Annotated in this window: 16 protein-coding genes; 8 read left to right on the top strand and 8 right to left on the bottom strand. The window is 66.7% G+C overall.

Annotated features, from left to right (window positions below):
* Positions 1-11 precede the first annotated feature (11 nt).
* The 4 genes from ACFFII_RS12960 to ACFFII_RS12945 are packed head-to-tail and all read right to left on the bottom strand — an operon-like array spanning position 12 to position 3179.
* Complete coding sequence (locus ACFFII_RS12960) at positions 12-1772, bottom strand: L-aspartate oxidase (protein WP_377699299.1); 1761 nt, start codon at positions 1770-1772, stop codon at positions 12-14.
* Between the two features lie 2 nt (positions 1773-1774).
* Complete coding sequence (sdhC, locus tag ACFFII_RS12955) at positions 1775-2119, bottom strand: succinate dehydrogenase, cytochrome b556 subunit (protein WP_377699298.1); 345 nt, start codon at positions 2117-2119, stop codon at positions 1775-1777.
* The gene (locus tag ACFFII_RS12950; protein WP_377699297.1) at positions 2116-2448 is read right to left on the bottom strand and encodes a succinate dehydrogenase; all 333 of its coding nucleotides are present in this window, start codon (positions 2446-2448) and stop codon (positions 2116-2118) included. Before ACFFII_RS12950 ends, sdhC begins: the two co-directional genes overlap by 4 nt.
* 2 nt (positions 2449-2450) lie before the next feature.
* The gene (locus tag ACFFII_RS12945; RefSeq protein WP_377699296.1) at positions 2451-3179 is read right to left on the bottom strand and encodes a succinate dehydrogenase/fumarate reductase iron-sulfur subunit; all 729 of its coding nucleotides are present in this window, start codon (positions 3177-3179) and stop codon (positions 2451-2453) included.
* A gap of 422 nt (positions 3180-3601) precedes the next feature.
* Between ACFFII_RS12945 and ACFFII_RS12940 the strand changes: the two genes are divergently transcribed.
* The 3 genes from ACFFII_RS12940 (at position 3602) to ACFFII_RS12930 (ending at position 6346) form a co-directional block, all read left to right on the top strand.
* Positions 3602-4375 (top strand): ABC transporter ATP-binding protein, encoded by a 774-nt coding sequence (locus ACFFII_RS12940; protein WP_377699295.1) that lies wholly within the window; start codon positions 3602-3604, stop codon positions 4373-4375.
* Positions 4368-5270: an ABC transporter permease gene (locus ACFFII_RS12935; protein ID WP_377699294.1), complete on the top strand. Its 903-nt coding sequence runs from the start codon at positions 4368-4370 to the stop codon at positions 5268-5270. Before ACFFII_RS12940 ends, ACFFII_RS12935 begins: the two co-directional genes overlap by 8 nt.
* 71 nt (positions 5271-5341) lie before the next feature.
* Complete coding sequence (locus ACFFII_RS12930) at positions 5342-6346, top strand: ABC transporter substrate-binding protein (RefSeq protein WP_377699293.1); 1005 nt, start codon at positions 5342-5344, stop codon at positions 6344-6346.
* A gap of 164 nt (positions 6347-6510) precedes the next feature.
* Here ACFFII_RS12930 and ACFFII_RS12925 read toward each other — a convergent pair whose 3' ends face one another.
* From ACFFII_RS12925 to ACFFII_RS12910, 4 genes are all read right to left on the bottom strand, one after another.
* Entirely contained in the window at positions 6511-6792 is a 282-nt protein-coding gene (locus tag ACFFII_RS12925; RefSeq protein ID WP_377699292.1) for a hypothetical protein, read from the bottom strand.
* Between the two features lie 358 nt (positions 6793-7150).
* The gene (locus tag ACFFII_RS12920) at positions 7151-8323 is read right to left on the bottom strand and encodes an ABC transporter permease (protein ID WP_377699291.1); all 1173 of its coding nucleotides are present in this window, start codon (positions 8321-8323) and stop codon (positions 7151-7153) included.
* Positions 8320-9507, bottom strand: coding sequence for an ABC transporter permease (locus ACFFII_RS12915; protein WP_377699290.1), 1188 nt, complete (start codon positions 9505-9507; stop codon positions 8320-8322). The genes ACFFII_RS12920 and ACFFII_RS12915 overlap by 4 nt, the downstream gene beginning before the upstream one ends.
* Complete coding sequence (locus tag ACFFII_RS12910) at positions 9504-10532, bottom strand: HlyD family secretion protein (protein WP_377699289.1); 1029 nt, start codon at positions 10530-10532, stop codon at positions 9504-9506. The genes ACFFII_RS12915 and ACFFII_RS12910 overlap by 4 nt, the downstream gene beginning before the upstream one ends.
* Positions 10533-10908: 376 nt before the next feature.
* Between ACFFII_RS12910 and ACFFII_RS12905 the strand changes: the two genes are divergently transcribed.
* The 5 genes from ACFFII_RS12905 to ACFFII_RS12885 form a co-directional block, all read left to right on the top strand.
* Complete coding sequence (locus tag ACFFII_RS12905; RefSeq protein ID WP_377699288.1) at positions 10909-12000, top strand: catalase family protein; 1092 nt, start codon at positions 10909-10911, stop codon at positions 11998-12000.
* 39 nt (positions 12001-12039) lie between these two features.
* Entirely contained in the window at positions 12040-12786 is a 747-nt protein-coding gene (locus ACFFII_RS12900) for a hypothetical protein (protein WP_080620786.1), read from the top strand.
* Positions 12786-14165 (top strand): Dyp-type peroxidase, encoded by a 1380-nt coding sequence (locus ACFFII_RS12895; protein WP_120444972.1) that lies wholly within the window; start codon positions 12786-12788, stop codon positions 14163-14165. Before ACFFII_RS12900 ends, ACFFII_RS12895 begins: the two co-directional genes overlap by 1 nt.
* A gap of 504 nt (positions 14166-14669) precedes the next feature.
* On the top strand, positions 14670-14867 hold the full coding sequence (locus ACFFII_RS12890; RefSeq protein ID WP_120444974.1) for a helix-turn-helix domain-containing protein: 198 nt from the start codon (positions 14670-14672) through the stop codon (positions 14865-14867).
* On the top strand, positions 14864-15054 hold a 191-nt coding region (locus ACFFII_RS12885), incomplete at its 3' end, for a hypothetical protein (protein ID WP_377699287.1). The genes ACFFII_RS12890 and ACFFII_RS12885, both read left to right, overlap by 4 nt.

The following is a 15054-nucleotide window of genomic DNA, read 5'->3' as shown; positions in this document are numbered from 1 at the left end:
CGGCCAAGGCGTCACTGGGCCGCCAGCAGCGTCTCGGGCTCGCTTTCGGGCAGAATGGTCTCGCCGGGGCGGACGATGGTGAAGCGGACCTGTTCGCGCGTCAGGGTCAGTTCGCCGCCCTTCATCTGCGCCAGGGTGAAGTAGGAACTGTCGAGGTCGCCCGCCTCGGGGAAGTCCTCGCGGTAATGGGCGCCGCGGGAATTCTCGCGCAGCTCGCCCGCCCGCGCGATCACGGCCGAGATCTCGGTCAGGGACGCCACGTTCAGCCAGTCGTGCCAGGTCAGGTTGAAGGCGAGGTTCGCCGGATCGACGCCCGTGTCCATCAGTTCGGCCCCGATCTCGGCCACCCGGCGCTGGCCGCGCTGAAGCCCGGCGCCGGTCCGCATGACGCCCACGTCCTCCCACATGGCTTCCTGCAGCTTGTGGCGCAGGCTCTGCACATGGCCGGGCTTGCGGGTCAGGGGGTGGATCGCGCGCTCGACCTCGGCGACAAGCACCGTCTCGTCGGGGTCGCGCAGGCTCATGCGGCGGACATCCATGCCCATCACGTCGCCCGCGACGCCCCCGAAGACGGTCGAGTTCGCCACGCCGTTGCCGCCCAGACGGTTCGAGCCATGCGCCCCGCCCGCGTCCTCGCCCGCGACGTAAAGCCCTTCCATCGCGGTGCGGGTGTCGGGATCGACCACCACGCCGCCCATGAAGTAATGCGCGGTCGGCACCACCTCGACCTTGCCCGCGGCCAGGTCGAAGCCGCAGTCGGCGCAGCGCTTGACCATGCCCGCGAACTTCTTGCGGACGTTTTCCGGTCCGAGATGGCCCATCGAGATGAACATGCCGACCTGCGCGGGGTCGTTGTTCTTGCGCATCTCGGCATAGATGCCGCGGCTGACCACGTCGCGGGTCGCGCGCTCGCCCCGCGCGTCATAGTCGAACATGAACCGCTCGCCCCGCGCGTTCAGAAGCTGGCCGCCCGCGCCGCGCAGCCCTTCCTCCAGCACGGTGCCGGTCATGCGGGTGTGGTCGCCCGCCAGAAGGCCCGTGGGATGGAACTGCACCATCTCCATGTCGCGCAAGGGCAGGCCGATGCGCAGCGCCATCGCCAGCCCGTCCATGGTCTTGTCGCCCGAGGGGGTGTGATACTTGTACATGGTCGGGCCGCCGCCCGTGCCCATCATCACGCATTTGGCGCGCACGAAGCGGAAGCCGCCGGTCCGCATGTCGATGAACAGCACGCCCGCCAGCGAGGCGCCGTCCTTTGTCGGAACCAGCCCGATGGCGCGGTGCTCCTGCAGCTTGCGGATCGGGCGGGCGAGCACGTGTTCCATCAGGCGGCTGATGATCTCGATGCCCGTCAGGTCGCCCTTGTGGACAGTGCGGTCGGCGGTCTGGCCGGCAAAGGCCTTCTGGTGCAGCGTCCCGTCCGGGTTGCGGTCGAAGAAGCAGCCGATCTCGTTTTCAAGCTCGGTGATGCGGACGACCGCCTGCTCGCAGAGCCGCCAGGCCATGTCCTGGTTGGGCAGCCACTTGCCGCCCTGGATCGTGTCCATGAAATGCCGCTCGACCGTGTCGCCGCCGCCGAGCGCGACGTTGTAGCCGCCCTGCACCATGCGCGTGCAGCCGCATTTCCCGATCAGGCCCTTGACGGCCAGGGTGATGCGCGTGCCCTCGGGCGCGGTCTGCTGGGCGTGAAGGGCCGCGAACAGCCCCGCGCCCCCCGAGCCAAGGATCAGGATGTCGGTGTCTTCGCGTTCGATCCGGAGGTTTAGGGACATGATTACACCGCGCGCAGAAGGAAGGTGCCCGAGACCAGGAAGGCCCCCGCGACCGAGGCCGCAGCCAGGCTTTTCTGGCGGGCCGACCAAGGCAGGAACTCGAGCGCGAGCAGCCGGAGGCCGCCGAAGAAGTGGATCGCCAGCAGGAAGACCAGCCCGAACTCGGCCACCTTCACCAGCGGGTTGGCCGCGAAGTTCAGGAAGTAGTCCAGGCTGTCGGGGCGGCGGACCGCCATGGCGAGGACGTAGAAATGGGCGGGCAGGAACAGCGCCAGTCCCAGGCCCGAGACCCGGTGCAGCATGTAGGCCAGCCACAGCGGGTGATGGCGGTGCGGTTTCAGCTTCATGGCATCGTCACGGCCGCCACGGCGCGCGCCCCCATCGTCAGCAGCACGACCCCCGCGCCCCAGGTGAAGATCCCAAGCCCCCGGCCGCGCAGCCCGGTCGTCTCGTGGACGATCACCCGCAGCCCGATCGCCGCATGGACCGACACCGCCAGGACAAAGGTGCCGTAAAACAGCAGCCACGGGATGCTGCCCTGCGTGCGGCCCAGGATCTCGGCCGTCGAAAGCCCGCCCTGGATCGCGTAGATCATCACCGCGATATGCCCCAGCACCAGCGGCGCCATCACCATCGCGCTGAGCCGCTGCGCCATGTAGAGACGGAGGTTCAGCATCCTCAGGCCCTCCGCCGGAAGAACGAGGTGGCGACCGCCCGCTTGAGGCCGGCGATGGCGCCGAGGGGGTCAAGCTCGTTCGGGCAATAGCGGGTGCAGCTGCCCTGCGTGTGGCAGTTGAGGCAGCCGTCCGAGCCCGAGACCGCGTCCAGCACCGCGCCCCGGTCCTGCACCTTGGCGTCGTTGAAAAGCGTCCAGGCCCGCTGAAGGGCGGCGGGGCCGAGGTAATCCTCGTTGCCCGCCACGGTGTCGCAGGCCGCATAGCAGACCGAGCAGTTGATGCATTCGATGGCCTTGTTGGCCTCGACCCGGCCGGGTTCCTCGGGGCTGACCTCCTGGATCGGCTCGTGGCGCGTGCGCGAGGGGCGATGGACGCCGCCCGCCTTGATCCACTTGTCGAAGAAGGGGTCCATGTCGGCGGCCAGGTCCTTGATGACCGGCAGGTTGCGCAGGGGCGCGATCTCCAGCCGGTTGCCGTCCAGCACGCGGCTGACATGGGTGCGGCAGGTCCAGCGCGGCTCTCCGTTCACCATCATGGCGCAGGAGCCGCACATCCCCACGCGGCAGGCATAGCGATAGGTGAGCGTCGGGTCGGCGGACTGCTGGATCCAGCTCACCACGTCAAGAACGGTCTGGCTTTCCTGCGAGGGGACGCTGAAGGTCTGGAAGCCGCCGCCCTCCTGGGTGCCGCGCCAGACGGAAACCTCCAGTGTCTTCGTGTTCTCGCTCACGGCGCACCTGTTGGCTGGGACATTGCCCAACAGCTAGATCAGGGTTCCGCTAACACAAAATCTTAAATGCTAAAGGTAATGGTAAGATGATCTTACATCTGAGATCGACGGGCAGGCGCCCTGCGGTTGCAGAACCACAGGGGAAATCATCGTTCTGTAAGTTTACCTACACCTATCTATTAGCATTAATGTATTTCGGTAACCGCATCTTTCCCATACTCTGGCCGGAACATGACCTGCCCGGCTCGGGCGGTCCTTGTGCAGGAGGAAAGAAGGAGGCCTGATAGCCGGGTTCCCGGCAGGCCAGTCCGCAGGCAGGCACCCTTGGGCCATATGGCGACAAGGGCCAAGCCGGGGGACGACCAGCATGACTGCGCATCGTTCGGGAGGCGGCGCGCGTAGCCAGATACGAGGGAGGAACCATGCAGCCACAGGAACCGCTGCTTGCCGTCAAGGGCGTGACGCTTCAGTACAAGACGCCCCAGCACTTGGTCACGGCGACCTATCGCGTCAGCTTCGACGTGCACCAGGGCGACCGCTTCATCCTGCTGGGGCCATCGGGCTGCGGCAAGTCCACCCTGCAGAAGGCCGTCGGCGGCTACATGGCGCCGACCGAGGGCGAGATGACGCTGAAGGGCCGCCGGATCACCGAACCGGGGCCGGACCGCATGATGGTCTTCCAGGAGTTCGACCAGCTTCTGCCCTGGAAGACGGTCAAGCAGAACGTGGCCTTCGCCCTGCAAAGCGCCAAGCGCATGTCGCAGCGCGAGGCCGAGGAGAAGGCCCTGCATTACGTGGACAAGGTGGGCCTGTCCAAGTTCGCCGACAGCCATCCGCACATGCTGTCGGGCGGCATGAAGCAGCGCGTGGCCATCGCGCGCGGCATGGCGATGGAGCCCGACATCCTGCTGATGGACGAGCCCTTCGCGGCGCTGGACGCGCTGACCCGGCGCAAGATGCAGGACGAGCTGCTGAAGCTGTGGGAGGAAACCCGCTTCACCGTGCTGTTCGTCACCCATTCCATCGCTGAGGCGATCAAGATCGGCAGCCGCATCCTGCTGCTGTCCCCCCATCCCGGCCGCGTCAAGGCCGAGATCAACAGCACCACCGACCCGAAAGAGGCCGCGGAGCTGGAGCGCTACATCCACGAGACGCTCTTTGCCCATGAAAAGCAGGAGGAGCTTGAACATGTCTGAGGCCGTCGCCCGCATCGACTTCGGCCATGGCGCCACCGGCCGCCGGCCCGAGATCTTCAACAAGGACGTCGAGCTCGGTGGCGAGATGACCGTGGTCGAGCAGAAGCTGTCCACCTTCGAGACGCTGTACCGCGAACCCGCCCTGCGCAAGCTGCTGATCCTGGTGGTGCTGGCCGGCATCTGGGAACTCTACGGCCGCACGCTGAACAACGACCTGCTGTTCCCGACCTTCTCGGCGACGGCGGGCGCGTTCCTGACCTCGGTGATGAACGGCACGCTGCCGGCCGCGGCCTGGGTGTCGATCAAGGTCCTGCTGACCGGCTACGCCATCGGCATCGGGCTTGCGGCGGTGCTGACGGCGCTGGCCATTGCCTCGCGCATCGGGACCGATTTCCTTGAAACCATGACCTCGATGTTCAACCCGCTGCCTGCCATCGCGCTGCTGCCCCTGGCGCTGATCTGGTTCGGGCTGGGCAACGCGAGCCTCATCTTCGTGCTGGTCCATTCGGTGACCTGGGCCATCGCGCTGAACACGCATTCGGGTTTCCTCGGCGTGTCCAAGACGCTGAAGATGGTCGGCCGGAACTACGGGCTGAAGGGCGTGGGCTTTATCACCAAGATCCTGATCCCGGCGGCCTTCCCGTCGATCCTGACGGGCCTCAAGATCGGCTGGGCCTTCGCCTGGCGGACCCTGATCGCGGCCGAGCTGGTCTTCGGCGTCTCCTCAGGCTCGGGCGGGCTTGGCTGGTTCATCTTCGAGAACAAGAACATGCTGGACATCCCCATGGTCTTCGCCGGGCTTTTGACCGTGATCCTGATCGGCCTCGTGGTCGAGAACCTGGTCTTCCGCACCATCGAGCGCCGCACCATCCAGCGCTGGGGCGTGCAGCACTGACCGGACGCGGCGCCCGCCCACACGGCGGGCGCCGCCCATTCGCCCTTGGGGCGACAACAAGGGAGGACAGGATGAACACACGGCTTTTCTCGATGATCGCGGCCCTGGGGATCGCAAGCTTCGCGGCGCTGCCCGCCTCGGCCGAGGCGATCAAGGTGCGGCTCGCCAAGCAGTTCGGCATCGGCTACCTGCCGCTGACGCTGATCGAGGAACAGGACCTGCTGCAGAAGCACGCCGCCGCCGCCGGACTCGAGGTCGAGGCGGAATGGCTGCGCTTCACGGGCGGGTCGGGCATGAACGAGGCGCTGCTGTCGGGCAACCTCGACCTTGCCGCCGGGGGCACGCCGCCCATGCTGACGATCTGGGCGCGCACCCAGAACAACCTGCGCGTCAAGGGCGTGGCGGCCCTGTCGTCCATGCCGCTGCACCTGATCACGACCGATCCCGAGATCAGGGAACTGGCCGACTTCGACCGTTCGGACAAGATCGCGCTGCCGGCGGTCAAGACCTCGATCCAGGCGATCACCCTGCAGATGGCGGCCGAGAAGTATCTGGGCGAGGGGCGCCACGCCGATCTTGACGCCTTCACCGTCTCGATGGGCCACCCGGACGCGCAGCTCGCGCTGCTGGGCGGGCAGTCCGAGATCAACGCGCATTTCGGATCGCCCCCGTTCCAGAACCTCGAGATGAAGGACGAGCGCGCGCACAAGGTCGTGGACAGCTACGACGTACTCGGCGGCCCGCATACCTTCACCGTGGTCTGGAGCCGCGCCAAGTTCGTCGAGAAGAACCCCGAGTTCATGAAGGTCTTCATGGCGGCGCTGGATGAAAGCATCGCCTTCATCAAGGCCAATCCCGAGGAGGCCGCCCGCATCTGGTCCGAGGCCGAATCCTCGCCCATGACGCAGGAGGAGGTCGTGGCCCTGATCACCGACGAGCAGACGCGCTGGACCACCACGCCCGAGCGGCTGCTGCCTTACGTCAACTACATGGCGCGGGTCGGCCTGATCCAGCAGGACACCAGCGACTGGCGCGACCTGTTCTTCGACACCGTCAGCGGCGCCGAGGGAAGCTGACCCTTGCGCGGCGTCCGCCTGCTTCGGCCCCAAGGGCCGGGCAGGCGGGCCGCCCTGCGCCCCCGTCCATGATGTCCCGGCCGCCCGTGCCTTCGCGCAGGCGGCCGGGTTGTCACGTGCCGCCCGTGGACGCGCTACCCCAGATGCGACTTCAATAGTCAACGTTATGTAAGTTTAATCTGGAAAGATAGCGTTCGGCTCATCCGGGTTGCCAAAGCCATGATTGCCGCCGTCATCCCGCCGAAGAGCAGCGAGGCCAAGAGCCAGTTGCGCCAGAATGGCCGGTGCGGGCCGATCAGCTCAGTCTCCGGGTCTTTTTTCGACCGACCCTCGGCAAAGCGCGCCTTGCGCTTGTTGAAGCCGGCGCGGGCCATGGGCGTCCGAACCATCAGCGCATAGACCGGCCCCGCAAGCAGCGTCACCAGAAGCACAACGGTCATGTTCATCCCGGTGCCGCCCATCAGTTGCTCACCGCCTTGAACTCCAAGGTGATGGCCCTGCCACGCTCAAGGAGTGATCGATAGTGTCCACTATGGATGGTGGACACTATGGGGCGGCGGTGGCGCGTCGGACGAAGCGGCTCTGGACGGACGAGGAGAAGCGGTCGATCTGTTTTCAGAGGACGGCTCCGGGCGCGTCCGTTGCTCAGGTCGCGCGCCGCTACGCGATGCTGAAGAAGTGGTGCGACTGCGCGTTCATTCAGGCCTGATGACCTGGGCGTCGGCTGGTCCTGAGATCCTGAGATCATGGCCGCGTCCGGATTGGCCGTGCCCCAACCCTTGCCGCCTGCCTCCGTGCACGCCCTCACAAGGCGTCGCCCGCCTCCCGCGACCGAACTTGCGGCCGGGCTGCGGAAAGCCGCGAGCCGCTTGCGCCCAAGCGCAACAGAAGGGTGATTCCGGCATAGGCAAACGCGAGAAGCCAGAGCTGGCGGATGAGGGGCGCCAGTTCGGCCAGTCCGGCCCCCATCTGGGCGCTGCGGACATAGCCCTCGATCATCGCGGTGCTGGGAATGGCCTGGGCGGCGGCTCGCAACAGGGGCGGCAGCGACTCGATGGGCCAGGAGAAGCCTGACAGGAAGAACAGCGGCATCCCCAAGGACAGAAGCACCATCTGCACCATCTCGGCACGGCGCAGCACGGCGGCCACGGCCTGCGCGAGGAACCCGACCGCGAGCACGAAAGGCACCCCCAGCATCGCCAGCGCCGGCAGATGGCCCAGCCAGGGCAGGCCATAGGCCCAAGGCAGCACGACCAGATACATCGGCAGCAGCAGCGCATAGAGGCCCAGCCACGCCGCGGCCCGACCCAGCATCCGCCACGGCAGCGGATCGGCCGAGGGCGCACGGCGCCTGGCGACAAGGCCAAGGCCCATCATCATCGTCTGCTGCAGGATCAGCACGAAGGCCGCGGGCAGGATGTAGGTGGCATAGCCGCCGGCCGGGTTGAACAGCGGCACTTCAACCAGTGCGATGGGGCTGGCGCCCGACAGGGCCTCGGTGCGGCTGGTGCCGGTGGCCAGTTGGCGCGCGACCTGCACCTGCACGCCGGTGGTGCGGGCAGGTCCGGCGATGCCGGTCAGCGCCTTCTGATACATCAGGAAGTAGCTCGCGTCGGCATAGATGGCGATGGGGCTTTGCCGACCGCGCAGCAACTCGCGCTCGAAGCCTTGCGGCACCAGCAGGATGCCATAGGCGCGGCGTTCGTGGACCAGCCGCTCGGCCTCTGCCATGGTCGGCGGGCGGGCAACGACGGCCACCGCTTCGCTGGCGTCGATGTCGCGCGCAAGCTGGCGCGAACCGGCCGAGTTATCCAGATCGACCACCGCCACAGGCACCTCGCGCAGCAGTTCTGGCCGGTAGGGATAGGGATAGATCAGCGCATAGATCGCCAGCGACACCACCATCACCGACAGGATCTGCGGATCGCCGAAAATCGCCGCAAGCTCGGCCCGCAGCGCGCGCAGGATCGCCTTCATGCCGTCCTCCTCGCCGTGCGCGCCGTGGCGGGAGCAAGCGCTGATCGCATCCGGTCAAGGCGCAGCAGCACGATCAATCCCAGTGCGACGGCAATCGCCAGAAGGTAAAGGACAGGCCAGACGGACAGATCCATGGGGGTCGCGCGCAGCGACTGGTCGATGCGCAACTGGATATACCAAGTGCCGGGGATCAGCGCGGACCACGCCTGCGCCAGGGGCGGCATCGCCCCGCGCGGGAAGCCGATGCCCATGTAACCCAGCGCTGGCGCCAGGATCACGCCCACGAAGCTGATCGCGCGGGCGAAATCGCGCGTCAGAAGGAAGCAAAGCGCCCCGATCAGCTGGCAGGCGATGATGAACAGCGCCGCCCCCACCCCCATCAGCAGCAGCGAGCCGCGAAGCGGCACCCCGAGCCACCCGTAAAGCCCGATGTCAGAGATGCCGAGGATCAGCATGAACAGGAAGGTATATGGCAGCAGCTTGCCCAGCATTGCGGGCAATAACCCGCCTGCCAGCCGTGGCAGGACGCGGGCGTGGCGGCCCGGGCCGAAATCCAGCGATACCGCATAGGTGGTCGCGGCGGCGGCCATCAGCTGGATCACCGCCGGCATCAGCGCCGCCAGCAGGAAGTCGACATAGTCGAGGGCGGGGTTGAACAGGGCATGCGTCTGCAGCAGCATGGGCTGGGCCGCCGCCGTGGCCTGCAACGAACCGGCCCCCTGAGCTTCGCGCAGGCTGACGCTGAGGCCCCCCGAAGCGGCGGTGACGGCATTGCGGGCGCCGCGGGCGACGACCGACCCGGCGCTCATGTGCTGGTTGTCGTAGAAGATCACCGCCTCGGGCCGGGCGCCGCGCAGCGCGTCGCGCTCGAAGCCCGCAGGCAGCAGCAGCGCGCCGCGCGCCCGGCCCGACAGGATCAGCGAGCGCGCCTCGGGCAGGCTGTCCGCCCGGGCGGACACTTCGACGTCAGGGGTGGCGTCCAGCATTCTCACCACCTGCCGCGAGAGGCTGGAGCGGTCCAGATCGACCACGGCGACTGGCAGGTTGGTGGCAACTCCGGAGCGGAAGACAAAGGCCAACAGGACGCACAGAGCCAGGGGCAGCACCACCGTCAAGCCGATCAGCGCCGGGTGGCGGCGGATCAGCCGGAACTCGCGCCGGATCGCCGTGACGAGACCGCTCATTCGCCCTCTGCCTCCGCCGGCCGGATCAGGGCGGACATGCCGGGGCGGAGCCCCGGAACCGGCGTGGCGGGGGCGGCGCGGACCTCGAAGCTGCGCAGGTCGAAGTCGCCTGTCGCCCGGGTCGCGCGCCAGCTGGCGAAGTCGCCCTGCGCATTGATCAGCGTCACCGTCGCATCGACCTGCGCATCCAGCGCCGGCACCTGCACCCGCAGCCGGTCGCCCACCTTCAGACCGCCCAGAAGGTTCTCGCGGATGTTGAAGGTGAACCAGGTCCCGTCCAGATCGACGATGGTGAACAGTGGCGCGCCCGCGCCCACGTTCTCGCCCAATTCAACCATGCGGCCGGTCACCTGGCCGCTTTGCGGGGCGGTGACGTTCAGTTCGTCGATATTGGCCTCGGCCTGCCCAATCGCGGCGCGCGCCTGATCGACCTGGGCCGCGGCCACGGCGCGCTCCTCGGGGCTGGCGCCGGCGCGGGTCAGGTCCAGCTGCGCCTGCGCGGCCTCGACCTTGCGTTCGGCCGCGGCAAGGTTGCGGGCGCTCTGCTCGATTACTGCCTGCGAGCGGACGCCGCGCTGTTCCAGCGCCTGATCGCGGGTTGCGGCTTCCTGCGCCAGTTGCAAGTCGGCCTCGGCCGCGGCCAATTCGGCCTCGCGGGCGCGGATGATTTCGGGCCGGGTGGCGCCGATGGCGGTCTCATTGCGCTGCGCCACCACCAGTGCGGCTTGGGCGGCGCCCAGGTTTGTGGTCAGTTGCGCGTTTTCCAGCCGCACCAGCAGCGCCCCCTGCTCGACCCTGTCGCCCACATCGGCGCCCAGTTCGACTACGCGCCCGGGCACGCGGGCGCTGACATCGACCCGTGGCGCCTCGGCCTCGCCCTGCACCAGCATGACGACAGGGCGGGTGGCGTACCATACCAGCCCCGCGACCAAGGCCGCTAGGATCAGCAGGACGACATAGGGCAGCACCTGGGACCGAGGTCGGGCTGGCTTCGAAGGGGGCAGGTCGGAAGAGATCGAGGTCATGAGGATCCTTGTGGTTTATTGCCGCGCCCGCATGGATGGCCGGGATCGCCCTTGCGCGCCACCATAACGTGAGGAGCGGGGCAAAGGTGCCGGCTCTGCCGCCCTGCTGCCGGAGAGGCGCCTTGCCCCCTGCTCAAGGCGCGTCGCGGCATCGGCCAGCCCTTGCCTCGCGCCGGGGAAGGTCATGGCCGGACTGGCGCAAATAGCGGCAAGCGCAAGAACAGGAAAACTCAGGTCTTGCGGCCTTGAAGCAGGCAGGACGTGACGCGGCGTCGGCATGAACTTCCAAATGGATGTCGCGTTAGGCGGCCAAGCGGTGACAGGCCCGCCTTTGATCTCGCAACCCGATCATGAGCGGATCGCGAACGGAGTCGCAATGGATATTGATTATGTCAGGTGGTCCCCGGATCTAGAGGTCCTGCAACCCGACGAGGCGCGGCTGACCGACGAGATCGTGTCGCAGATGGGCGCGACCAATCTGGCGGCATTCGACCGCCACCGCCACGCGATCCGCGACGCCCATGCAAAAAGCCACGGCTTCCTGAAGGGCAGGCTGAGGGTCCATGACGACCTGCCCGCGCATCTGCGTCAGGGCATCTTTGCCGAGCCCGCCACCTATGACGTAATCGCCCGCCTGTCATCGGCGCCCGGAGACATCCACAGCGACGAGGTTCCCGCCCCCCGTGGCTTTGCGATCAAGATCCTGGACGTCCCGGGCGCGCGCCTTGCCGGAGAGGAGCCGGGCCGGAACCAGGACTTCCTGATGGTCAACTTTCCCGCTCTCGCTTTCGGGACGGTGCAGAAATACAAGAAGATGCTGGGCTTGTTGGAAAAGAATGCAAACGCCCCAGACTTCTTCCAGCGCATGGTCGCGGCCGCCGCTCGGGGAGCCGAAGACGTCGTCGAAGTCTTCGGCCGCGAACCCGGCGCAACCCTGCAGGGACTGGCGCGCGACAACGCCAATCTGCTGGGCGAAACCTATCACACCCAGGGCGCGCTGCGTTTTGGCGACTACATCGGCAAGATTTCGCTCGCGCCCGCGTCCAAGAATGTCCGCGCGCTGACGGGCAGGATTATCAAGGACGTGGACTTCTCGACCATGCGCGACCTGGTGGTGGACTTCTTCCGCGACCAGGGCGCCGAATACACGCTGCGCGTCCAGCTTGCGACTGACCTCGACAGGATGCCCATCGAGAATGCGGCCGTGCAGTGGGACGAGGAGTCCTCGCCCCAGCAGTCGCTGGCGAGCCTGACCTTCGAGGCGCAGGACGCCTTTTCGCCCGCGCGGCGCGTCTATGGCGACGACGTGCTGCACTTCAACCCGTGGCAGTGCGTCGAGGCGCACCAGCCGCTGGGTTCGATCAACCGCATCCGGCGGGCCGCCTACGCGGCATCGACGCTGCGTCGCCACGAACTCAACGCTGTCGAGCGGCATGAGCCGGCAACGCTCGACGAGATCCCCGACTGACGACCGCGCCCGGTCCAGCAAGCCAGAAGGAGCCGTGCAATGGCCCAGAAGCACGAGACGAAAGACAAGCCCGAAGGCGCGAGCGCCGGCCCGGTCCAGACCGGCCCCGACCCGCGGCTGGAGGATGAAAGCAGGTTGGCCGAAATCCGGCGCAAGATCGAGGAGGTCGCGAGCGATGCGCCGCAACTGGCCAAGATCGCGCTCGAAGCCATGGTCCGCCGCCACAATCCGGAACTGAAGGGCACGTCGCAGACCGCCGGGCGGGCCGGGCGACAGTCGGGCAACGTGTCGGAACTGACCGCCTTCGCCACGCTGAAGCCCGGCGGGGCCGAGCGGCTGCGCCGCATCTTCAACCTGACGAACGGCAACTTCGATGGCGCGCAGCGCGTCTCGACGCTGCACGACATGCGCTTCGTCTTCTTCGACAATGACACAAAGATCCTGTTCGCCACCACCTATGACGGCGACTGGGACGCCTATATCAACGATTTCGCGACCAAGATCCCCGAACTGATGGACCTGCTGTTCCAGTCGGTCGAGGGCTGGCCGGGCATTGCCGATCCGTCGGTCAAGGACTTCATCGCTAGGCACCAGATCGACGCCGCCGGCTGGTTCGTCGCCAACCCGCAGGTGACGGTCGTGGACGTGCGCCGCCTGCAGCGCATGGAAAAGGCCGTGAACGAGATGATGGACGAGGTGGCCGGAACCGACCTCGACAACAGCGGCCCGAAGGCGCTGAAAGCCTTCCTCGACAAGATGTCCCAGCCGGAGGGGGTGGATTACTGATGGCCCTGCTCTCCAGCCTCCGCAAACGCTTCCGCCGCGACCGGGTCAAGCTGCAGCTTGACGACATCCAGGGCCTGATCCTGCGGTCGCGCCCGGAGCCATATGTAGGCATCCATGCGATGCTGCATGTGGACGATGCCAGTGGCGGGCGCGACCTGCTGGGCCGCCTGGCCGAGCACGTCCCCTCGGCCGAGGACTGGACCAACGAGATGGAATCCTGGGTCGGCGTGGCAATCAGCCACGAGGGGTTGAAGGCGCTCGGCCTGCCCGAGGAGTCGCTGTCGAGCTTTCCGCTGCCCTTCCGCCAGGGCATGGCCGCGCGGGCCGAGATGCTGCGCGACTTCGGCGAGAACGCACCGGAGACATGGGAAGAGCCGTTCAAGCCCGGCACGCTGCACATCGCGTTGACCATCTTCGCCGCCGACGAGGCGGCGCGCGACAAGGCCGTGGGCAAGGCCATGGCCGAACTTGAGCGCTCCAGCGGCGTCACGCTGGTCGCCACCCATGAGTTCGGCGCGGACGAGGATGCCGAGAATCCCTTCGGCTTCCGTGATGCCATCGCCCAGCCCAACATCGCGGGCAGCGGCGTGGACCCGCTGCCGGGCGACGGCCCGGCCATCGCCGCGGGCGAGTTCATCCTGGGCGAGAACAGCGAGACGGGCCAGCCTCTCGGCGTGCCGCAACCGCCGGAACTGGGGCGCAACGGAACCTATGTCGTCCTGCGCAAGTACAACAGCCGCGTCGGCGCCTTCAACGACTTCCTGCGCGAACATGCCGAGAGCGAGGAGGCTCAGCACCTGCTCGCGGCCAAGATGGTCGGCCGCTGGCGCAGCGGCGCCCCCCTGATCCTGTCGCCCGACCACGACGACGAAGACTTGGGTGCCGACCCCGAACGCAACAACGATTTCACCTTCAGGGACGACCCGAAGGGGCTGCTCTGCCCTTATTCTTCGCATATCCGCCGACTGAACCCGCGCGACAGCAGCATGACGATCCTGACGGATGTGAACATCAAGCGCATCATCCGCCGCCCTTCGACCTTCGGCCCCAAATGGACATCCGATGTCACAGCCGCGGATGACGGCAAGGACGCCCGCGGGCTCTTCTTCATCTTCATCAGCGCGCGCGCCTATGACACGATCGAGTTCCTGCAGCAGGAGTGGATCAACCGCGGCAACTTCATCGACCTCGGGGAAGAACTCGACCCGATCGTGGGCCTGCACGAAGAGCCGGGCACCTTCACTATCCCCGACGAACCCGCCCGCCGCCGCGTGAACGGCGTGACCACTTTCAACCGCCTGCGCGGTGGAGAATACATGTTCATGCCCTCGATCTCGGCACTGAAATGGATCGCGAAAGGAGAGTGGGTCGGTTCCTGATCCGCTTTCCGGCCTGTCTTCGCCCAAAAACCGAAGGGACGTACCGTGCAATCCGAAATAGTGCAGCAGCACAGAGGATTATGGGCCAGAAACCGATTGATTGCATCTCGAGCCCGACCTGGGGCGAGCTTGAGGGCGGCAGGCGAGGGTTCCGTACGGCCGGCTGTATCGAAGCGGCTCTGCCCGGCGACACGAGATCGGGCATGATCCACGAGAGCCGGGTGATCGCGGTCAATTTCTTGCTGCCAAGGCCCTGACGAGGGTGATCGCGTTGTGGCAAGCATGAACGGCCGCATCAACGAAGCCAGACTGCGGTTCCGGGGGCACGGTCGGCAGCTCAGGGCCTCTTGCTTCAATCCCCGCCCGCCCGCCGACCGACGATCTGCAGTCCTGCAATATCCCTCTCGTTGTCCATTACCGCCGGGCAGTCGCTGCTGCCCGCTCAGGCCGGCTTGACCGCAGGCGCTGCGGTCTGGCGCCCAAGCGTCCGGTAGACAGTCGGCCTTGAGACCCCGAACAGCTCGCCGCCGCCAAGGTCCGCAGCGTCTACAGGGCCGAAGGCCGAAGATCGATCCGGTGGAGGTGCGAAGGCTGCATGAAGAGGAACGGCTCAGCCCCACCGCCATCGCTCGGCGGTTGGGGATTGCACGCTCTTCGGTCTACCGCTTCCTGCCTAGGGTCGAGCAGGTAGATGATCTGTGAACGGGCTCGAATGGCTAAGCCTGAACAGCAGTTATTTGCTTCACGGCAATGATTATAATCGTTTGTCCGAAGTCGTTCGACTTAGGCAGCCCTCAAAACTCCAGCCCTCAGACTTTTTCGGTGAGTTCCGGCAGGACGGTGAAGATATCGCCGACCAGTCCGTAATCGGCGACCTGGAAGATGGGGG

The sequence above is a fragment of the Paracoccus niistensis genome, assembly GCF_042432925.1.
GTDB classification, from domain to species: Bacteria; Pseudomonadota; Alphaproteobacteria; order Rhodobacterales; family Rhodobacteraceae; genus Paracoccus; species Paracoccus niistensis.
This window is presented reverse-complemented; position numbering and strand designations above follow the sequence as displayed.